The sequence below is a fragment of the Novosphingobium silvae genome (genome assembly GCF_009856825.1).
Classification (GTDB): domain Bacteria; phylum Pseudomonadota; class Alphaproteobacteria; order Sphingomonadales; family Sphingomonadaceae; genus Novosphingobium; species Novosphingobium silvae.
In genome coordinates, this window is the sequence record NZ_WVTD01000012.1 from 47,765 (window position 1) to 69,184 (window position 21,420).

Annotated in this window: 17 protein-coding genes; 12 read left to right on the forward strand and 5 right to left on the reverse strand. The window is 61.4% G+C overall.

The window, feature by feature from the left end; all coding sequences use genetic code 11:
* Positions 1-48 precede the first annotated feature (48 nt).
* The 5 genes from GR702_RS15165 to GR702_RS15185 all read right to left on the reverse strand — a co-directional run bounded on the left by GR702_RS15165 (position 49) and on the right by GR702_RS15185 (position 9,481).
* Positions 49-3,279 (reverse strand): efflux RND transporter permease subunit, encoded by a 3,231-nt coding sequence (locus tag GR702_RS15165; protein WP_017501915.1) that lies wholly within the window; start codon positions 3,277-3,279, stop codon positions 49-51.
* A gap of 4 nt (positions 3,280-3,283) precedes the next feature.
* Positions 3,284-4,450: an efflux RND transporter periplasmic adaptor subunit gene (locus GR702_RS15170; RefSeq protein WP_017501914.1), complete on the reverse strand. Its 1,167-nt coding sequence runs from the start codon at positions 4,448-4,450 to the stop codon at positions 3,284-3,286.
* A gap of 3 nt (positions 4,451-4,453) precedes the next feature.
* Complete coding sequence (locus tag GR702_RS15175) at positions 4,454-5,716, reverse strand: TolC family protein (RefSeq protein WP_026109333.1); 1,263 nt, start codon at positions 5,714-5,716, stop codon at positions 4,454-4,456.
* Between the two features lie 73 nt (positions 5,717-5,789).
* Entirely contained in the window at positions 5,790-6,119 is a 330-nt protein-coding gene (locus GR702_RS15180) for a hypothetical protein (protein ID WP_080727305.1), read from the reverse strand.
* A 374-nt stretch (positions 6,120-6,493) separates the two neighbouring features.
* A complete protein-coding gene (locus GR702_RS15185) occupies positions 6,494-9,481 on the reverse strand; it encodes a RelA/SpoT domain-containing protein (protein ID WP_160986705.1) in 2,988 nt (995 codons plus the stop codon).
* Positions 9,482-9,669: 188 nt separating this feature from the next.
* On the opposite strand from GR702_RS15185, the gene GR702_RS15190 reads away from it, so the two are divergent.
* The 12 genes from GR702_RS15190 (at position 9,670) to GR702_RS15245 (ending at position 21,020) form a co-directional block, all read left to right on the forward strand.
* Positions 9,670-10,050 (forward strand): hypothetical protein, encoded by a 381-nt coding sequence (locus GR702_RS15190; RefSeq protein ID WP_143840429.1) that lies wholly within the window; start codon positions 9,670-9,672, stop codon positions 10,048-10,050.
* Between the two features lie 75 nt (positions 10,051-10,125).
* A complete protein-coding gene (locus GR702_RS15195; RefSeq protein WP_202408296.1) occupies positions 10,126-10,848 on the forward strand; it encodes an ImuA family protein in 723 nt (240 codons plus the stop codon).
* 130 nt (positions 10,849-10,978) lie between these two features.
* Positions 10,979-12,571, forward strand: coding sequence for a Y-family DNA polymerase (locus GR702_RS15200; RefSeq protein ID WP_228167506.1), 1,593 nt, complete (start codon positions 10,979-10,981; stop codon positions 12,569-12,571).
* Entirely contained in the window at positions 12,568-15,786 is a 3,219-nt protein-coding gene (locus tag GR702_RS15205) for an error-prone DNA polymerase (protein WP_017501906.1), read from the forward strand. The genes GR702_RS15200 and GR702_RS15205 overlap by 4 nt, the downstream gene beginning before the upstream one ends.
* Before the next feature lie 61 nt (positions 15,787-15,847).
* Positions 15,848-16,834: a hypothetical protein gene (locus GR702_RS15210; protein WP_017501905.1), complete on the forward strand. Its 987-nt coding sequence runs from the start codon at positions 15,848-15,850 to the stop codon at positions 16,832-16,834.
* Between the two features lie 179 nt (positions 16,835-17,013).
* Positions 17,014-17,787, forward strand: a complete 774-nt coding sequence (locus GR702_RS15215; protein WP_143840430.1) for a hypothetical protein — start codon at positions 17,014-17,016, stop codon at positions 17,785-17,787.
* Between the two features lie 148 nt (positions 17,788-17,935).
* Positions 17,936-18,253, forward strand: a complete 318-nt coding sequence (locus GR702_RS15220) for a hypothetical protein (protein ID WP_017501903.1) — start codon at positions 17,936-17,938, stop codon at positions 18,251-18,253.
* A 110-nt stretch (positions 18,254-18,363) separates the two neighbouring features.
* On the forward strand, positions 18,364-18,915 hold the full coding sequence (locus tag GR702_RS15225; RefSeq protein ID WP_017501902.1) for a hypothetical protein: 552 nt from the start codon (positions 18,364-18,366) through the stop codon (positions 18,913-18,915).
* Positions 18,916-18,982: 67 nt separating this feature from the next.
* Entirely contained in the window at positions 18,983-19,171 is a 189-nt protein-coding gene (locus tag GR702_RS15230) for a hypothetical protein (RefSeq protein WP_017501901.1), read from the forward strand.
* A 3-nt stretch (positions 19,172-19,174) separates the two neighbouring features.
* On the forward strand, positions 19,175-20,035 hold the full coding sequence (locus tag GR702_RS15235; protein ID WP_017501900.1) for a hypothetical protein: 861 nt from the start codon (positions 19,175-19,177) through the stop codon (positions 20,033-20,035).
* A 50-nt stretch (positions 20,036-20,085) separates the two neighbouring features.
* Positions 20,086-20,505, forward strand: a complete 420-nt coding sequence (locus GR702_RS15240; RefSeq protein ID WP_051886928.1) for a hypothetical protein — start codon at positions 20,086-20,088, stop codon at positions 20,503-20,505.
* Positions 20,506-20,573: 68 nt separating this feature from the next.
* Entirely contained in the window at positions 20,574-21,020 is a 447-nt protein-coding gene (locus GR702_RS15245) for a hypothetical protein (protein ID WP_120253626.1), read from the forward strand.
* Positions 21,021-21,420: the final 400 nt, after the last annotated feature.

Genomic DNA, 21,420 nt, shown 5'->3' on the forward strand with positions numbered 1-21,420 from the left:
ATTCGATCAGGGAAGAAACAGGAGGGCAGCAGCTGCCCTCCTGTCACATCAATGCTGAGGTTGACTGCTGGCGGCCGAGGTCTCGAGCACTTCCTCATCTGCTTCGACCATCGTTGCGCGGCCGTACCGCGCGTAGAGTGTCGGCAGGACGAACAGGGTGAGGATTGTCGCGGAAAGAAGGCCGCCGATTACGACTGTCGCCAGCGGCTTCTGGACTTCGGCTCCAGCCCCGGTGCCCAATGCCATCGGTACAAAGCCGAGGCTGGCGACCAATGCGGTCATCACCACTGGCCTGAGGCGTTGAAGGGCGCCTGCCCTGGCCGCTTCCGCCCGGTCCATTCCCGCTCGCATGAGATCCTGGATCGAGGATACCATGACAAGGCCGTTGAGGACCGCAATGCCGGACAGAGCGATGAACCCGACTGCGGCGGAGATGGAAAAGTCCATGCCCCGCAGGAAAAGGGCCAGAACGCCGCCCACCAGAGCAAGTGGAACGCCGGTGAACACGATCGCGGCGTCCCTTACCGATCCCAGAGCCCCATACAGGAGCAGAAGGATCAGCACGAAGCAGGCAGGGATTACCAACTGAAGCCGCTCGCGGGCTGAAGCCAGGTTCTCGAATTGTCCGCCCCATTCAAGGTAACTGCCCGGTGGCAAGCGGACTTCCTTTGCGATGCCATTCTGTGCATCTTCGACCACGCTGCCGACGTCCCTGCCCCGAACGTTCGCCTGCACGACGACCCGACGCTTGCCATTCTCTCGGCTGATCTGGTTAGGCCCGTCGATGACCCGGATATCGGCCACGCTCGACAGAGGAACGAATTGTCCTCCAGGCGTCGGTACTTGGACCTGGCTCAATAGCGAGATGTCGGCCCGCTGAGCTTCCGACAATCGGATGACCACTGGAAAGCGGCGATCCCCTTCGAAGATCATGCCGGACTGCTGACCGCCCAATGTGGCATTGACGATGTCTTGCACGTCCTGGGCGGTTACACCGAGGCGGGCCATGGCGTCTCGATTGACCCGGATGTCGAGCATCGGGAGACCGGTGGTCTGTTCAACCTTTACGTCGGTTGCGCCATTTGTCCTTCTAAGGACTCCCGCAATCTTCTCAGCTGTCGCATTCATCGAGTTGAAGTCATCCCCAAAGACCTTCACTGCGATGTCGCCGCGCACCCCGGCGATTAGTTCGTTGAAGCGCATCTGGATCGGTTGGGTGATCTCGTAGGCGTTGCCCGGGAACTTGGCGAGCTTCCCTTCGATCCTCGAGATGAGCGCTTCCTTGGTCAGGCTGGGATTGGGCCATTCCTTCCGATCCTTGAGAATGACGAACATGTCGGTGGCGTTGGGCGGCATCGGGTCTGACGCGAGTTCAGCCGTACCGGTCTTGGAGAAAACGAACTTCACCTCCGGCTGCTTCGACATCATTTGCTCGATCGGTACCTGCATCGCCTGGCTCTGCTGCACCGACGTCGCCGGAATTCGCAGGGCCTGAATCAGGAGATCGCCTTCATCAAGTTGTGGCAGGAACACCTGACCCAGAGAGGTAAAAGCAAGGATTGCCACAGCGAACGCGCCTATGCCGGCACCGACGGTCAGGGTCGGCCGCTTCATCGCGCGGTCGAGGCCGGGTTCATAGCGAGCCTTGAGCCAGCCCATGATCCGACCTTCCTTCTCTTCGATTCGCTTGGACAGCCATAGGGCGATCGCAGCGGGAACGAAGGTCAGGGAAAGGACGAACGCGCAGACGAGCGCGATGATGACGGTGAGGGCCATTGGCACGAAGGTCTTGCCTTCGACACCTGTCAGTGTGAGCAACGGCACATAAACGAGGATGATGATCGCCTGGCCATAGACCGACGGCTTGATCATTTCCCTTGCCGCAGCTGCGACTGTATCCAGCCGTTCCTTGACGGTAAGCAGACGTCCTTCATGGTGCTGATGCTCCGCCATGCGTCGCAAGGCGTTCTCGACGATGATGACCGCGCCATCGACGATGAGGCCGAAGTCCAGCGCACCCAGGCTCATGAGGTTGGCCGACACACCGGCGCGCAACATGCCAAAGCCCGTCAGCATCATGGTGATCGGGATGATGACCGCCGCGATCAGTGCCGCGCGGAAGTTGCCGAGAAGCAGGAACAACACCACGATGACCAGCAGGGCGCCCTCACCCAGATTCTTGGCGACCGTCTTGATGGTGGAGTTCACCAGCGCGGTGCGGTTGAGAACCGGTTGAACGATCACGTCCGGCGGCAGCGAGGCGTTGATCTCGTCCAGACGGTTGGCGACGGCCGTTGCGACCGTACGGCTGTTTTCTCCAATACGCATGATGGCGGTGCCGACGACGACCTCAGTGCCGTTCTCGGATGCCGAGCCCATGCGGATCGCCTGGCCGGTGCGGACGGATGCGACCTGGCCCAAGGTGATGGGTACGCCGTCCCTGGTGGCAACCACGATCTTCGAAAGTTCGTCCGCATTGCGGACAAGGGCGTCGGCGCGCACCGCCAACCCCTCGCCGTTGCGATTGACGAAGCCGCCGCCGACGCTGGTGTTGTTGCGCTCGAGGGCAGTGCTGAGCTGCGTCAGGGTGATCCCCATCGATGCCAGCCGCTGCACGTCGGGCACGACGAGGAACTGCTTGGCATAGCCGCCGATTGAATCGACGCCAGCCAGGCCCTTGGTGTTCTTGAGCAGCGGTGAGACGATCCAGTCTTGCGCGGTACGCAGATAGGTTGCCTTGTCCGTGTCGTTGGTCAGTCTTTCGCCCTCGGGCGTGATGTAGCTGCCGTCCGGCTGCATGCCCGGTTCGCCGGGCTGATGCTTGTCGTCCTTGCGATGCTCCAGGCGGACGGTCCACATGTAGACTTCGCCCAGACCTGTCGCGATTGGCCCCATTTCCGGGCTGACGCCGTCGGGCAGATTTTCCGAGACACCGGTCAGGCGCTCGCCGACCTGTTGGCGGGCGAAGAAAATGTCCGTGTCTTCGGAGAAGACGGCAGTAACCTGCGCAAAGCCGTTACGGCTGAGCGAGCGGCTATAGTCGAGGCCGGGAATGCCGGCGAGCGCGGTCTCGATCGGAAAGGCGACCTGCTTCTCGACCAGTTCGGGCGAAAGCGCAGGCGCGCGGACGTTGATCTGAACCTGATTGTTGGTGATATCGGGAACCGCGTCGATGGGCAGCCGTGACAGGGCGGCGGCACCGATCACGGCGGCAATGGCGGTCAGCAGCAGGACGAGCCAGCGCTTGTGAACCGCCCAGGTTACGATTGGGGCGATCATCGGCTCAGTCCTCGTGGCTCGCTTCGCTCTTGCCGAGTTCGGCCTTGAGCGTGAAGCTGTTGACGGTAGCGATGACCTCGGTGCCCTTAAGGCCCGACTTGATGATCACACTGTCGCCGGCGCTGTCGCCAAGCTGCACAGGTGTCGCCTGGAAGCCGGTCTTGGTGCGCACGAAGACCACGGACTTGCCTTCTTCGGTCTGCACGGCGGTCAGCGGTACGCGGATTGCGCCATCGCCACCGCTTCCCGTGAGGGCAACGGAAGCCGTAACAGGCTCGCCGACGCGCCAATTGCCATCGCGATTATCGAGCGTCGCGATGACGGGGACGAGCCGGGTGTTGGGATCCAGGGCAGGCGACACGAAGGTCACCTTGGCCGTCGCTTCGCGGCCGGCTGCCTTCACCGTCACCATCGCGCCCGGACGTACGCGACCGGCGTCCTGCGGCTGGAGGTTGAGCGACAGGGAAACGCTGGAGAGGTTGGCGACCCGGAAAAGCTCGGCATCTGCCGCGACCGTCTGCCCGAGCACTACGCTGCGGCCGATGACCTGCCCGGATATCGGCGCGACGATGCCGATACGATTGAGGCCGCCACCGCCCGTGCCTGCGGCCGAGACCTGCTGCTGCGCTAGGCGAAGCGCAATTCGTGCTTCGGTCGCCGCCGTGCGGGCGGCGATGAGATCCTGCTCCGGTGATACCCGCTGGGAAAAGAGGCGCTGTTCTCGCGCGAGATTGCTGTTGGCCAGGGACAGGCGCGCGCGGGCGGCCTCCGTTTCTGCATTGAGCGATGCGGCCTCTCGGCTTTCGATGACGGCAAGCGCTTGGCCACGGCCGATTGACTGGCCGAGGTTGCGGGTCAGCGACACGACTCGGCCACCGATCGCTGCGGAAACGACCTGCGTGCCTTGCGGGTCGCCATCGATAGTTGCGGGCAGTTCGATCGTGCCCGACCCGCCTATAACAGGACGCGCCGTCTGGATTCCTGCCGATGCGATCTGGTCGGCGGTCAGCGTTATCTTGCCCTCGTCAGCGTGGGCTTCGCCACCGGCCTTGCCCACAGCGGCGGGCGCTGTTTGATCCGCTTTGTTCTGCTCGCTCTCACCCCCACATGCGGCGAGGGCCAGCATGAGGGACAAAGGAAGCGCTGCGTAGATGATGGTCTTGGATTTCATGGATCAGTTCCCCTGTTCCGGTGCGGGCGCGGCCAGGCGCTCCAGCTGCGCACGGGCATTCTGGTAGGAGGCGAGAGCGTCGATGGCGGCGAGGCGGGTTTCGCTAAGCGTGCGCTCGGCATCGAGCAGGTCGAGTTGCCCGAACTTGCCTTCACGATATCCGATGCGGGCGATGCGAGCGGCCTCCTGGGCAGCCTCGAGTGCGGGACCGGTTGCCGTCTGCGCAGTCACAGCGGCATTCGAGGCCGCGGTCTGCGCGTCGGTGATGGCCTGCTCGACATCGAGCGCCGTCATGCGCTTCTGTGCTTCGGCCTGATTGCGCTGCGCCTGCGCCTGCGCCACGGATGCCTTCCCCGAGTTGAAGATCGGGATGGGCATGGTGACAGTGAAGATCAGCGCCGTATCATTGGTGCCCGATAGTCTGCGCAGGCCGGGACCAGCCTCGAGGTTTGGAACACGCTGGGAGTTTGCAAGGCGCACATTCGCGTCGGCAATGGCGAGATCGGCGCCCGCCGCCGCAAGTGCCAGTGTGCCGGCTGCGCTCGGTGGCATTTCCGGCCCATAGCCGCGCGGAAGGCTTTCGAGCCACGCCGTGTCGAGCGGGCCACCCATGGGCTGACCCACTCGCCTCTCCAGATTGGCGCGCGAAGCCTGCGCCAATCTGATGGTTCGAACCAGTTCGGCATCGGCATTGATCTTCGCGACGTTCGCGCGCTGCTCTTCGATCGGAGAGGCTCTACCGGCCTGGACCCTGACCCTTGCGGCATTGGCCGCGTCGCCTGCGATGCGAGACTGATCGCGAGCAGTTTGCACCCGACGTTCCGCAGCCACGGCCTCTACATAGAGCTGCGTGACCTGCAGCCTGATGTCCGCCTTCGTAATTGCCGATACGAGTAGGGCCCGATCAGTCTGAGCATCAGCGACTGCGATTCGAGCAGAGCGCTTTCCTCCCAGCTCGATGGGAATGGCAACGCTGACGGTCGACTCTGCGCTTCTGAAACCGCTGTAGGCACCGCTTCCCGCGATGTTCTCGACTTGCGTCTGAATGGTGGGATTAGGTCGCAGACTGGCAACCCGGCGCCCTGCTTGGGCCGCTTCAACACCAGCCTGAGCCGCTTGGACTGCCGGTGCGCTGCCGCCGGCGGCGGCTACAGCCTGCTCGAGTGTGTACGGGGCTGCAACTGCCGTAAGCGCAGGCGCCTCCTGTGCCTGCGCCACGGCGACGCAGGACACGGCAGCCAGCAAGGCTGCAATGGATCGAAACATGAAGATTTATCCTGAACACGAGTCACGGATGACCCACCGCGAGCTTCAGGCGCGAGGGTCCGCTATGGCTCGGTCAGGAAATAGGCGGGCGCAGATCAGGCCCGATGGCCCAGCGCTTGGATGCTGCCGGAGCGGGAACGAACACAGGCGCATGTCGTGCGGAGCCTAGCAGATCGTCACTCGCTGCAGCCGGGACAAATGCGGTTCCACCATGGCAGCTACCATGGTGGTGGGGCATTGCCTTGTCGGCATCACCTTGCGTCTGATCAGCGTCGCCATCGGTGTGCACATAGCCGGAACAGTCGATGGTCGGAGCGCTGGGAATTTCCTGGGCGTGCACCATCGTGGTCGTCAGCAACGAGACCGAAAGCAGGCACAGAAGGAAGATTCCTAAACGGCGCATGGATGCCCCCTAGTCGATCTGGGTGAGCGTGTCACGTCTAAAAGTAAAAGCCCAAACCTTCCTAGATTGGTAAGGTTTTGAGAAAGTCTAAATTCGAGTGTTTATGCGGATATGTTGTATCATCGATGCACTTATTTCAATTTATTGAAGAAAAATGCGGAAAGTAACAATCAAATTAGATATGAATAATGGGTTATGGTTAGGTGAAATATCAAAATAACTATGATGTCTTAAATGCCTTGCGGTCCGATGTGTCGGGCCCGTTCGGAGCAAAGCAGTTTGCAAATTCTGAAAACAGACCCGCATCATAGCGATGCCGGCGGCCAGTTTATCTGCCACTCGGCGTCACGATGGCCAATTCAAGCCGAGTGCTGCTACTCTTCTCCAAAGGCACGTTTGCGCTGGGCCACGCCCTGGCTCGCGCGCCTCTGCTCCCATGCCATGGATTGCTCAAGCTCCCGGCTGCGGCTTACAGCATAGGCTTTGACGCGGGGGCGCGGGTCGTCCTTCCATCGGTCGATCCGCTGCTTGCGCTCGGCATAGGCCTGGACGTGCCCGAACTCGCCCGTCAGGACCCCAGTCGCCCCCAACACCCGCGAAACATTTTCCAGCAGGTTGGCGCCAGGTTCCAGACGATCGACCACCTCCATACAGACAGGATAGATACCCTCATCGCCCTCATAGGTCGTAAGCGTTTTGAGGATGAACTCCAGATCGGTGTTGCTGCCCTCGCGAGCGATCTCGATCAGCTTTTCCGATACGGCCGCTGACAGTTCGGGGAAGGCGTGCCTGAACAGGCGCCCGCCGCAGTACTCGTGCCAGTCAGAGTTTTCCGCATGCCAGTCGCGGATCGCGGGGATCAACAGGTCCACATGGGGAGAAAGGACTTCGGGCAGGTCGTGGGCGTCGAACGGAACAGCGTCGAAGCGCCGTCGGTTCGTCTGCCTCCCGTGCCGAATTCGTGTGCCGAAGAAATCGATCACCTGGTCCGGAAAGTTCGGCGCGATGGCTGCCAGAAGGCGAACGTCCCGATGACCCACGCCCTCGATTGAAACGAACGAGGCGAGAAAGCGCTCTGCCTCGCCCGCGCTCAGCGCTTGAACAATCTTGGCATTTCCCGGCGTCCAGAACTGCTTGATCCAGGACGGCTTAGTCCGCGCGGTGAAGAAATCGACGGTCGGCATCAGCCCGCGCTCGATTAGAAGCTGATCGGCCTCGCGATCATACCAGACGGCGGCCGTCGTTGCCCCGGCGATGATCGACTGTTCATCTTCATCTGCGACAGCGCGCGCAACATAGGCCGCAAGCCGCTCGGGATTGGGCGCGGCCCGCAGCCGCAGATAGTCGCCAATCCCTGGTAACTGCGCGCCTGTCTCAAGCCAGGCGTCAAAGTGCCTATCGACCGCATCATTCCGACCCGCTTCGTCAAGCCCGACAAGAAGCTGGGCAAGAAAAGCCGTTCCGGTCGCCTCGATCCCATCAAGCATCAAAATGGCAACGTCCGGCTTCTCGCGTGCGAGCTTATGCATGCAGTTACGCAAGGGCGTCAGATGCCCGCCGTCCGATCCTACCGCTTCGATAAACCGGTACAGGGTCGTCATCCAATCGGCCACAGCCGGCGGGGTAATCTCCTCGACGATCACGGCATAGCGCTCGGCGCGCCATGCATCGGTCGCCTGATAGTCGAAGTGGTCGCCATCCCAGGCTGCGGGACGCACCGTGTCATGGCCGATGAGGGTCTTATACAGAAAGAACTCAGCGTCTGCGTTCAACAGATCCCGCAGCGACAGCAATGCATCCACCGCAGCCTTCTGGGCTGCGACCAAGTCTGGCATTTCGGCCAGATCTGGTCGCAGCACGTGATAGCGATAATGGGTGTGGAGCGCATCGACCTCGCACCAGCGCCGCAGCTCCAGGCCCCATGCTGCGGCTCGGGCAGTCATGATACTGCAGACCCGCGAGGTGTCGTCCAGAAGGATTTTCGCTAGACCTGCATCGAAGTTGCCGTACGCTGGCGCCGCGCAGGCTTCTCGCAACCCACAGAGAATTTTCAATCGGTCCTTATCCTGGGTGCTCTCGTCAAGCCATTTTTCAAGCCAATCGATCACGCTGGTGCGCAGGTCGCGGACATGATCACTGGCAGGCACTACGCCCTGGTGAAAAATGACGGCGTCGGATTTCCAGCTTGTGCCCCCAAGATCGGGTGAGAGGACTTCCTTGAGCATCGCAACCAGTAACGGGCGGGATGCTTGCGTTTCGTCCGCCGTCAGGGAAGCGACGCCGTCCAGAACGACCTGTTGCGCTGCCGCGCCGAACCTCTCCCAGATCGCGAGATCATGTTTTGTCAGCTTCTCGCCGAGCTCGATCCAGAGGTGGCGCTCCTCCTCGCTCCAAGCTCCCATGTACAGGCATATCAATGCCTGGAACGTCCGCTCTGCATCGCAATGGCGGTATGCGCTGATCAGGTCCTTGACCCGGCGGGCAACCTGAATGCTCGTATTCCCGGGCAGCGCACCGAACGAAGTTTCAATGGGAACTACCGGGAAATCGCGCGAGCGTTCAACCGCTGTGATCAGTGCCTCGAACATCTCTAGGAAATGCGCTGCCGGATCGTCATAATGGGGCAGGACCAGGTCGGCATAGGTCTCGAGGGCATCTTCGAGAGCGTTGTTATCTTGAGGCGCGACGATCGTTGCGGTCACAGCGTCGACGGCGCCATCCGCCTGAACCAGGCGCCGAAAATCACTGGCGATCTTGTCGAAGTCGTGGCCGGCGGGCACGAGGTGCGCTTGCATCACGCGGTTCATCCGTTCGCCAATATCGGCCATACGCGCGGCGCCGAGATGTTTGAGGTTGGGCTCCTTGTAAATTGTGTCATGCCCCATCTCCGCCCAGGCATGGTTGAGCAGCGTCTGGATCTGGATTTCAGCGCGCAGCCCCGCGAATGCGCGATATTCGGGCAGGGCCAGGCGTTCGGGCTTAAGACAGACGAGGTAATTGGTACTGTCGAAGAGCTTGGTCTCTGTATCCGTGCCCGGCACGGGATGGTGGACGTTAACGTCGAGGACCTCGAAGTTTTCGTGCAGCGCCCCTGTATGGTTGAACGCCTCGACCTGCGAATTGGTCAGGAACACGACCCGACATCCGGCCAGATCCTTGAGCCTCTCGTCAATCGCATCGGCCGGGTCGATGCCGCGGTTCTTGAGCTTCTTGGCGAGTGACCCCACCTCTTTCGCACGACCGGTAATGGTGTGAGCCATCAAGCCGTGTTGTATAAGCATGTGTTGAAGAATATTCTGGATTGCATCGACAAGCGCCAGATAGCGGGTACGACCGTCCTGCTGATATTCCTCGAAAGTCATGAAAACCCCAAATTCATTCGATCAGGCGTGCCCTGTGCGGTCCGCTCTGGACTATTAGCGATCTGTCGTTGCGCTGCCGAGTTCTAATCGCGCTTCCGCAGCAGAGCGCTGGACCTTCTCCTGTGGATATCAGACCCCCACCCGATTCAGCGCTTGCGACTCATGTTCACACTATGTTCCATGGCGCGATGGATGCCAATGACCCCGAGGAATTTTTGCCTGACGACATCATCGTCCCGGAGGGGCGCGATCGTCTTGGCCTTGCCCACCAGATGCGTGTTGATATTTCGATTGCCATCTCCCTCGCGCCTGCCTGGCTGAGGAGAGCGCTTGCCGATCGCAACCCTATCAAGGCCCGCGGCGCGCGCGTCGAGATGGTCGAGCGCATAGCGGTCGCGCTCGAACGCCGGTTCTTGCTGACGTGGTGCGGATCGGCCGATCAGGACGGGAACGCCCGGCCACCCGAAGCTGGCGGGCCGCTTTTCGGTAACCCGGATCAAGCTGATCCGCTGGTCGCAAACCTTCCAATCGCTGGAACCGAATCAATTGACTCCCGGAAAGCAGGATGAGAACATATAGCGAACAAACGAGTCCCCGTCTTTGCTATGTCGATCGCGTCCAAATCTGAAAGGCTTCAAGCCCTCATGGCTGAAATCCAGGCAATTTCGCCTGTGCTTCGGCCTGAGGCGGAGTATCTGCCTTTTGCGGTCGCAGCCTTGGACGAGCGGCTCGCCGGGGGAGGGCTCGCATCGGCAGCCTTGCACGAGTTCGCCGGTCAGACTGCCAGTATGGGAGATGATGCGGCTGCGAGCCTGTTCGCGGCCGGCATAGCCTCGCGTGCTTCTACGGCGGATATCCTCTGGATCATGGCAAGCCCCGATCTTTTTGCGCCTGGCCTTGCCAGCGCGGGAATCGCTGCCGATCGCCTCATTCAGGTCGAGGCGGGCAAGGACGAGGATGCGCTTGCGGTAATGGAAGAGGCGCTCCGGCATGGTGCGCTTGCCGCAGTGGTATGCGAGGTTACGCGGGTTGGCATGACGGCGACGCGGCGCCTCCAGCTTGCGGCGGAGGAGGGTGGCACGACCGCTCTGCTCCTGCGGCGGTGGTGCAAGGCAAGCGATGATCCCCTGTCCACGCCGTCTTCGGCCGTCACGCGCTGGCGGATCGGCTGTGCGCCTTCTTCTCCGCTCCCGGTTGCGGGTGTCGGGCGACCGCGCTGGCAGGTTTCGCTCATGCGGCAGCGTGGCGGTGATCCTTTTACCTGGTTGCTGGAGGGGTGTGATGCGCAGGGTCGCGTCGCTGTACCTGCCGAGCCTCGCCGTCGACCGGCTCCGCCGCGAAGAGGCGAGGCGCGGCAGGCAGCCTGAACGGAATTCCGGATCGCCATTGGCAGTCCCGCCGCTGGAAAGCGACGACGGGTCGTCCTGCTCCTGTCCGCGTGGGGGCGGGTGGAGGCCAGGTGCGCGTTGGGCGCAGTCGCAAGGTGCAGGCGCAGCGATGCAGATGCGCGCTCAGCAGATTGAAAGCCTCCCGGTCCATCAGCGTCCTAGCGCTCGCGAGCTTGGTCGGCGCTCAGAAGTTGCCGACAATCCGTTTCGCGCCATGTCCTCTCCTACAAAGGCCAAGCCGGTTGCCAGCGGGGTAGAGCAGATGTTCCCGCCAATGGTGACGACCATTGCTCAGAAGCAGCGGATGATCCTTGCGGCTGTGGATGATGCTGCAGCCGCTGCCGGTCTGCACCCTGGGATGGCGCTGACGCATGCCCGGGCCTTGATGCCGGATCTGGATGTTCGGGATGCAGATCCGCAAGGCGATCGAGCGCTCCTGCACCGTTTGGCTTTGTTTGCCGTCCGACGCTGGACTCCGACGGCGCAGGTCGATGAACTGGATGGCTTGCTCATGGATATCAGCGGCGTGGCGCATCTGTTCGACGGAGAGCAGAGGATGGCGCGCCATATTCTTCGCTTTTGCCACCGAGCCGGCCTGTTTGGGCGGATCGCCATCGCCGATACGGTTGGTGCTGCCCATGCCCTTGCCCGCTTTGGAAAGGAGCGGATCTCGATCTGCCGCACGCATGAGGAACTAACTGCTCTGGGTTCGATGCCGATAGCGGCCCTCAGACTCGACGAGCGTCAGCGGGATGGCGCGCAGCGGCTGGGCATCGAACGGATCGGCGATCTGGTCGCGATGCCTCGTGCGCCTCTGAGCCGGCGCTTGGGTGGTAGCTTGCTCCGCCGGCTGGACCAGGCAACCGGACGGCTTGCAGAGCCGCTCGTTCCGGTCGTCCCTTTCGAGATGCCGGACGTTGTAAGGCGCTTTGCTGAGCCAATCGGCGCAGCCGAGACGATCGCCCGTGTCATCGCCGATCTGACGCAAGACCTTGCAAGACTCCTGCTGTCGCGAGGGCTCGGTGTCAGGATTCTGCGTCTCGTCTGTGAGCGGGTCGATCGCGCGGAACAGGCAGTGGTTGTCGGAACGGCGCGAGGTACGCGTGACATTGCCCATATGCTCCGCCTTTTGACGATGAAGATCGAGACGATCGACCCGGGCTTCGGCATCGACAGCATGCGGCTCATTGCCCTGCGATCCGAGCCGCTCGATCCGATTGCGCTGACAGCCGATTTTGGTGAGAATGCGCCTGCAGACCTCGCTTCGCTGGTCGATCAGATCGTCACGCGCCTGGGGCAAGCCGCGATTTATCGACCAACGGCACGTGAGAGCGATGTTCCTGAGCGTAGCATCGGGCGGGTCTTCCCGCTGGAGGTAGCCAATTGCTGGTCCACCTTGTGGCCGAGACCTGCCAGGATGCTGCGGAGGCCTGAACGCATCGAAAATGTGCTGGCAGGGTTGCCCGATCACCCTCCCAAGCGATTCAAATGGCGCGGCGTCACCCATACGATCATCTGCGCCGATGGGCCTGAGCGTATCCGTGGGGAATGGTGGCGTCGACCCGCCGAAAGCCACGCCGTTCGAGATTATTTCCGGGTCGAGAACGAGCATGGCGAGCGGTTCTGGGTTTTCCGTCGAGGGGATGGCGAGCATGCCTGTTCGGGCGACCTTTCATGGCACATCCACGGGATCTTCGGATGAGTGCGTCGGGCTATGTCGAGCTGCAGGTCGCCACGCATTTCTCTTTCCTGCGCGGCGTGTCGTCATGCGAGGAACTGTTTGGGCAGGCAGCTGCGCTGGGCCTGTCTGCTCTTGGCATCGTGGATCGCAACTCGGTCGCCGGACTGGTGCGTGCCTGGGAAGCATCAAAGGAAACAGGTGTCAGGCTTATTCCCGGTACGCGGGTCGATCTCGCATGCGGGACCAGCCTTCTGCTCTATCCCACTGACCGTCTGGGCTGGACCCGGCTCTGCCGTCTACTGACTCTTGGGAAAGGCCGCGCTGGCAAGGGCCGCTGCGAGCTGCATTGGGATGATCTGCCACCATGGTCGGAAGGGCTGATCGCCATCCTTTTGCCTGATCTACCTGATGAGACCAATGCGGCCGCCCTGCAACGCCTTGTCTCGATCTTCGGCCAGCAAGGCTATCTGGGCCTGTCGCTAAGGCGGCGGCCGGATGATGCGCTGAGAATATACGAACTGGACGCACAGGGGCGGGAATTCGGCGTTCGGCGTGTCGCCCTTGGCGATGTCCTCTATCATAGCGTCGAGCGAGAGCTCTTGCAGGACGTCGTCACGGCGATCCGCCATCGAACGACCATCGACGCCATGGGTTTCAAGCGTGAGCGATACGCCGATCGACACCTAAAAACCGGCAGCGAAATGGAGCGGCGCTTCAGTCTTTATCCCGACGCCATTACCGCATCCCGTGATATCGCAGGCGCCTGCGCGTTCGATCTGGGCCAGCTTCAATATCAATATCCTCAGGAGGCAGTCGCAGGGGAAACCCCGCAGATGCTGCTCGAGCGGCTGACTGCGGCTGCGGCAGCCCGCATGTTCCCCCAAGGCGTGCCGAAGGCCTATTGCGATCAGCTGGCACACGAGCTCACGCTGATCGATCAGCTGAGCTATGCGCCCTACTTCCTGACGGTAAACAGCATCGTTGCCGAGGCGCGCCGGCGGAAGATCCTTTGCCAGGGACGGGGCTCGGCAGCGAACAGCTGCGTTTGCTTCGTGCTTGGGATCACCTCGATTGATCCGATCAAGCATGAGCTGCTTTTCGAGCGGTTTGTTTCGGGCGAGCGCAAGGAGCCGCCCGATATCGATGTCGATTTTGAACATGAGCGCCGTGAAGAGATCATTCAATGGATCTATGAAACCTACGGCCGGACCCGTGCCGCCCTGACGGCCGTGGTGACCCGATATCGGGCGCGCGGCGCATTGCGCGATGTCGGCAAGGCATTGGGGCTTCCCGCCGACATGACAGGGGCGCTCTCGGGTTTGATCTGGGGCTGGTCTATCGAGGGTGTAAGCGACGAACAGGCACGTGAACTTAATCTCGATACCAGCGATCCACGCCTTTCAATGACCCTCTCCCTGGCGCGCGAGCTTATTGGTGCGCCGCGGCACCTCTCACAGCATCCCGGCGGCTTCGTCCTCACCTCCGACCGGCTGGACGAACTGGTCCCCATTGAGCCGGCCGCCATGGACGACCGCCAGGTGATAGAATGGGATAAGGACGACATCGATGCGATGAAGTTCATGAAGGTCGACATTCTTGGACTGGGCATGCTGGGCTGCATGCGCCGGGCCTTTGCCTTGCTCGAGGAACATCGCGGAGTAGCGATGACAATGGCGTCGCCGACGCTCCAGCACGATGATCCGGCTGTCTTCGCGATGATCCAGCGTGCTGACACGCTGGGCGTTTTCCAGATCGAGAGCAGGGCGCAAATGTCGATGCTGCCGCGGATCAAGCCTGTGAAATTCTATGATCTGGTGATCGAAGTGGCGATTGTCCGGCCGGGACCGATCCAGGGCGATATGGTTCATCCCTATCTGCGTCGGCGCGAGGGGACGGAAAAGGCTGAGTATCCGCGTCCCGAACTTCGGGCCGTCCTGGAAAAGACGCTGGGCGTGCCCCTTTTTCAGGAGCAAGCGATGAAAGTCGCGATAGTCGGTGCGGGTTTCACACCGGCTGAGGCCGATCAACTGCGCCGGGCCATGGCTACTTTCAAATTCACCGGCGGCGTCAGCCATTTTTACGACAAGCTCGTCGAAGGCATGGTGAGGAGGGGCTATCCGCGAGATTTCGCTGAACGCACTTTCAAGCAAATTGAGGGCTTTGGATCCTATGGCTTCCCAGAGAGCCATGCGGCAAGTTTTGCGAAGATCGCCTACGCCTCCAGTTGGATGAAATGCCATCATCCCGATGTCTTTTGCGCCGCACTCCTGAATGCGCAGCCGATGGGGTTCTATGCGCCGGCGCAGATTGTCCGTGACGCGCGCGCGCATGGCGTCGAAATCCGCCCGCCCTGCGTGAACGCCAGTCGCTGGGACTGCACTCTCGAGCAGGGCAGGGGACGGTTTCTGGCGGTGCGGCTTGGATTGCGAATGGCCCGCGGTTTGTCCAACCTTCATGGTGCGATGATCGTGTCGGCCCGTGGCGAGGAGCCTTTCAAGAGCGTCGAAGCCGTATGGCGGCGGGCAGGCGTACCGCCGGTGGCGATAGAGCGGCTAGCGGAAGCAGACGCCTTTCATAGTCTCGCGCATGATCGTCGTCAGGCACTCTGGCAGGTCAAGGGTTTGGGTGATGCTCCACTCCCGTTGTTTGCGGCAGCCGACGCACGTGAGGGTGCGATCAGCCCGGAAAGCCAGGAGCCTATGGTGACGCTCGAACCGCTCAGCGAGGGGCGCGAGGTGGTCGAGGACTACCGGACCATTCAACTTTCGCTAAGGGCGCACCCTGTCCAGTTCTTGCGCGAGGAGCTGCGCCGCCGCGGCGTCAAGGCTGCCGCCGATCTCGATCAGGTCAAGGATGGCCGGCATGTGGAAGTGGCAGGCATCATCCTGGTCCGTCAGAAGCCCGGCTCGGCAAAAGGCGTGCTTTTCATTACAATCGAGGATGAGACGGGGATCGCAAACGGGATTTTATGGCCCGATCGCTTCGAAGCACAGCGCCGCACCGTCCTGTCTTCGGCAATGGTCGGCTTGCGCGGGCGTCTGCAGCGAGAAGGTATCGTCACCCATATCATCATCGACAAAATCATCGATTACACGCCCATGCTCCGTTCGATCGGGAGTGGGTCACTGCCGCATCTGGCTGCACCCGCTGATGGCGCGACGCGTGGCGGCGGACCGGATGCGCGCGATGGGCCGAAAGCGACAATGGTCAGAATAAAGTCGCGGGACTTTCATTGACGTTGTCGCTGCAATGGGCCGAATTGTCGGCTGGAGCATCGGACGGCATCGGGGGACGACATTGAACAGAGAGGAGGCATTCGATCAGGCGATCAAGCTGATCGCGGATCTTCCCTGTCAGCGTGAGGTGATTGATTTCTGGGACATGCCCGCGGTGCGCTCTGATGGCGATCGCGCAAAGTGGCGGGCCGCCGCCGACCGGCTCATAGGCATCGGCCAGAAGGTCGCACCTGATCTTGCCGAGTATTTTGAGATTTGGGCGAGCGATGCGGCCGTAGGCGCAAAAGACCTTGATCGCGGCCTGGCGCTCATGCCGCTACCGGGTCTTGGAGGCCGTGCAAGCCTGCGCGCGAGCAATATCCTCGATCTCAAGCTCAGCCTGGGCAGGCCACCGGCGGCGCGCGACATCACCGCGCTATTCGGTCCGAAGGTGACGAAATTCGGCAGGGAGAACCTGCTGAGGGTCGAACAATTTATCCAGCTCCAGCTGGATGAGCGCGCGGCACATGGCAACCCCGTCGATATTGTTCACTGGACGCAGGACGCTCACCAGCACAAGGCAGGGTATAGCCTCTTCAACGGTCATCCCAGCTACCTCGTGGTTCAGCCGCCGGGCGGCTGGCATTTTTCCTATTCAAAGCGGGCGGAGGCCGAATGCATGGCGTTGATCCGCGACGCCGAGAACACCTGGCGTGAGGAGAGCGATCTTCCACGCGTCGGCGAAGGGTGGATTTCCGAAACCAGACTTTACTACGAGCTGAAGGCAGCGTTTCCCGCGCTCGATGTGCTTCAGCATCACCGGCCAGATTGGCTAGGGCGACAGCATCTCGACATCGCCATTCCTTCGCTGCGTACCGCGATCGAGTTCCAGGGCGCTCAGCATGATCTGCCTGTCGCATTTTTTGGCGGAGAAGACGCCTTCATCCGGACGCAGGAGCGTGATCGCCGCAAGCTGGGCAAATGCAGAAAGCAAGGTTGGCGCCTCTTCTATGCGCGCGAGGGGTATGATCTCACCGATCTGATCGCCCAGATCGTAGAGCCGCGATGACCCTGTCCAATTGACAGAAGAACACCAAGATGAAATGAAGGCGTCGGTCATCGCAGTGGCCGGCCGCCTGCTCAAGCGAAGCCTTCGTGGCACTGTATGAATTTCTGATTCCCATCCCGTTTTCGCGGCATTGGGCGACGGTAGCAGGCGACGTTTTCCGAAGCCGACGGAGAATGGCGATGGCATATAGTTTCCAGAAGATTTCGGATGTTAAGCTGCGCGCGCGCAAGATCGCGCGTGAGCAGGATATCCCTCGCTACCAGGCGCTGGACACCGCCGCACGCGGCGGTGGATTTCAGAACTTCGCTCATGCACTCAAGGAGCTGCCGGAGCTGGCACCCGCATCCCCCTGGTCAAATCGGATCGAGATCAGCCAGGGCTGGTGGAGCCGGAAGGAGCGAACCGGTGGGCAGGTAGCAGCATCGATCAGCCTGAAGCACGCGTTGTGCGAGCTGGTGAAGCCCCACCAGCTGGTCGAAACACTGGGCGGCTGCCGCATCGACGGAGAGGCACGGCTCATCAGCGATGGCAGCATGCGGGACCGCGAGGCGAGCATAATCGACGTAGCGAGGGTCGCCCGCGCACTTCAATTCATGGATGCGACAGGCCTCAAACCATCGCGATCGCGGCGCTGCTATCCCAAGGGCGACTGGGACAATCGGCCGCCCATTGCGGATCATGACAGCTGTTGGTTCGATCCGGAGGCGCGGGCCTATGTGCTGGTAACCCAGCCATATCCTGGACGCGCTGCGATGCGTAGCGAGGTTCAGGCTGCCTGGGAGGCCCGGCATGGTTGGCGTACATTCCGCAGCGACTGGGGCAGCATGTACGGCTTTGGTACGGAGCTCTATCTCCTCTGTCCGCCAGCCTACGCGGACCTCCTTGGGCGGAAACTTGCCGATCTTGGTGCTGGTCCCGATGCGATTACCAACGAGGACGTCTCCGATGTCTGAGCAGAGCTCCTGCGAGAGACCACTTCTGTCACTTTACCCGAGGCGGTAAAGTGACAGAGGCGACTCTTTGCGACCGAACCGGCGATGGGGAGCAGCTGAATGGCCGTAGGCCTCTCGCCAATTCAACAACAATCAGGAGTAATTGATCATGCGTGAGACCCGCCCGCCGCTGGTTGGCAAGCTCGCCCTTGCCGCGCGCAGCCTCGTCGAAGTGCCTCGCGCGCACGCTGCGCTCGCTGTCGCCGTCGATGAGGACGACCTCGCTGCGTTTGAAGACGGGATCAGAGAGCTCGATCCGGATGCAACACTGCGCCTGCTACATTATCTCGAAGAGTGTGGCGCTGTTTTCCTTCCGGAAGGGAAGGAGGGCGGTATCGGGGTTCGGTTGCGGTTCAATGCGCGTGACGTCCGCGCTCTCAATCGCCTCGAAGGCGAGGGAGGGCCGGTCGGCAAGGACGATGTGTAAACAAATGGGGATTGCGTCAGCGCTGCGGTGAAGTGCCACGACTGTTCAAAACGGCGTTGGCTCTCTGAGAGGGATTCACATTGGGTGTGGGATGTGCTTGAAATGTTCCCATGTTCCAGCCCGATCTTTTCGCCATGGAAGCCTCGATAACGCCGGTCATTTCTGCTGATCGCGAGGTGCTGGACATGCCTGCTATTCTCGAGCGGCTGACCGAGGTGTGTCAGCGGCCACGATATAGTTTCATGGTGCTCAACCTCATCGCTCAAGCCAGCGACCGGAACGGATCTGCTGGGCCTTATATTCGGGAGGGGGATCGCCGGATTCCCGTCCGGGACTGGCTATGCGATGCCCTGATGCCGGTGGCGCAGCGTGACCCTCGTCGCCTCGCAATCGCGGATCGGGTCCGGCGTGAGCTGGCCGAGCGCAATGCGATGCCCGCTGATGCGCGCGAAGCTGAAAGTCTCGTCGAAGCCCAGGTCGCCAAACGGATCCGTCTCTCGGGGCGTACCAATGTCAGCCGTGCCGTGTCCGAGCTTGTGCGGGCGGGGCTGGTTCGGCGACACTATCAGGGCTACCGGGTCGACCATCCCAACCGCGGTGCCCAGCGACAGGCGGTCTACATCGTCAATGAGGCGGCGCGCCGGGTGCTCCGCCGGGCCTGACACGCAGCGGAACTAAAATCCGAAGCACGCCATTTACGCAGCATCACAAAGAGACTAGCTTTCGAATATGGCGAGCATTCTGACCCTTGGACAACAGCGTAAAGCCGGCACCGCCGCGCGCAAGGTCGGCGGGTATGGCGAGCTTATTCGGCTCGAGACCGAGCGCCGGAAGGCCAAGGGCCAGGGCAAGATTGTGCTCGAAGCCTCGACCGGACGCTACATCTTCCAGCCTAAGAAGACCGCTCCCGCTTCATAATCGATGGCGTTGACGCTCGGCCTGCTGGCGAGCGTGCTCGTCCTACTGCCCGGCCTCGCCGTCCTAGCCGCGTTCAATTTTCGGACCAGGCGCGGAGGCGCCAGGCGCCCCGAACTCGCCCTAACGACTATCAGCGCGCTGGTCATGGCCGCAGCCGTCTCGATTGTCGTCCATCTGGTGGCATGGGCCGCAATCGAAGGCGCGCTCGCCTTCGTGACGGCACTTCATGATGCCTATCCGGTCCTTGATCTTGGCCCGAAAATCGAGAATCCGCTGACCAGCTTCTTTGCCGCTGTGGCAGGAAACAAACCGATGGCGTTCAGCGGCGCGGTCGCGCTTGGCATGGTCCTCATTACCGAAATGGTCGCGCTCGTGAATTTCGTGCTCGGCGAAACCTTCGAACTGGCCTTCGACGAATATGACCTGAACGGCCAAGGCTGGGTCTTCGAGCACATCACGCGCCCGGCCGAGAATGGGTACACGCCCGTGGGACATGTCTTTACCGCTACGATGAGCGGGAAGTACGGCATCGCGTACAAAGGGCCGATCATCGACATCCGTCAAGGCGACAAGGGCGAAATCCTCTCGATCGCTCTCGCGCGGCCTGAGCGGTTTCTCTACGAACTGGGGACGTTCGACGACGACCCACCCAAAAAGAGCTGGATCGAGCGCCTGCTGCCCGGGGACGCGGAGGAGGCGGAGCCTCATAGCGGCGTTCGGCATCATGAAAAGGATTATGCCGGCGGCGTGGTCGCGCTGGATGCGCGTGTGATCAATAATATCGTCGTGCGCAGCATCGCGGATGAACTGCTCGAGCAGATCGACGAGGAAGTGCCGGACGAACCGGAGGTGCCGCTCGCGTGAATGCCGGATCGTCAAACTTGCTACAAGACGCAGGAGGTCTTTACGGGCTCTTGCTGACCTTGGTCTTCCTCGCATTCATATGGGTGGCGCTGCTTAGCCTCACCCGTGACCTGTGGCGGATCGTCTTTCTGTATGAGACTCGCAGGGCGCCGACGCTTGGTATTGGCAGCGCCATCGCGATTGGTGTGTACATCCTGGCTGGACTCACCTTAGGCGCTAAGCATTATGCGGCCATGATGTTCGCCGTGGTGGCGCTCGGTCCCTGGCTGCTGGTCAAGTCGGTCAGTGTCTATGCCTGGTTTCGGGATGGCCCGGAGGTGCGTCAAGCGGCTCTGGAAATTCGATCCATCGAGGCGGCCCGGATGCGCGAGACGCTCCCCAGGGCCGATCAGAAATTGCCGTGGCGCGGATATCTGTTCGACGTAGAGCGCGCGATAAGGCGTGGTCGCTACGAACCGCCCCCGATCTGATGGTTCGCCTTGCAGATCACTTGGCGCGAGAACAGTGCGTCTATCCCTCGCCGTTAATCGGGTGCCCGGTGGTTCTAGTCCTCGATCTGCCTGAAAAGAACCGCGGCGCCGGTCTGGCGCTCGGTCGCTACTATCCGATCATCATCGAGAACGAGGATGAACGTGCAGAACTGAATGCTTTTTTTGATGCGGAGCGCCCGGCCATGGTGACCCCGGATCTCCTCGACCATCAGCCGACGGCGTTTCATTCGGACAGGTTGATCGTCACGCGCTATACCCCCTCCCGACCCGGATGGCCCTGGATCAGCCTCTTCTACTGGCCCAAGGACTACCGAGCAGCAGCAGTGGGGCAGGGCCTTTCTATGGCTCGCGGTTGCTATACCACGGAGCTGTTCGACACGAGCGAAGCCCGCGACGAGCATGATTTGCTCATCGTCCAATCCTTGCGGGAACGCCACACCCTGCAAATCCAGTTGATCTCGTCCGAGATTGAGGCGGGAACCGGCCGCGCCTGAGCAGGCCGGCCAGAAAGCCCTGACAATCACGATCTCAAGATAGCGTCTGCTTCGGCAGCGTGCCTTGGCGCGCGCCGATTGCATCTCGGTCGCGCCTTGACGACTAACATATCAACACATATTCATATAACATACATGAGTATGAAGAGGTGGGCCGTATTCCGCGACGTTGAGGATCGAAATGGGTGCAAAAAAGTGCGGTTTTCCGTGCGTTCTGCGAGCCAGCTTCGTCACGACGCAGAGGCGGAAAAATCGAGTGGTCACCGCGAATCTGCGCTTGACCTTCCAATGCTTGGAACCCGCATCCCCGGGAAAACAGGTGGGAAGCCATTGTCCGGGGGTCCGGCAGAAGTGGCTGAATTAAGGAAAGAAATTATGCGAAAATCAGTCGCGACTCTGC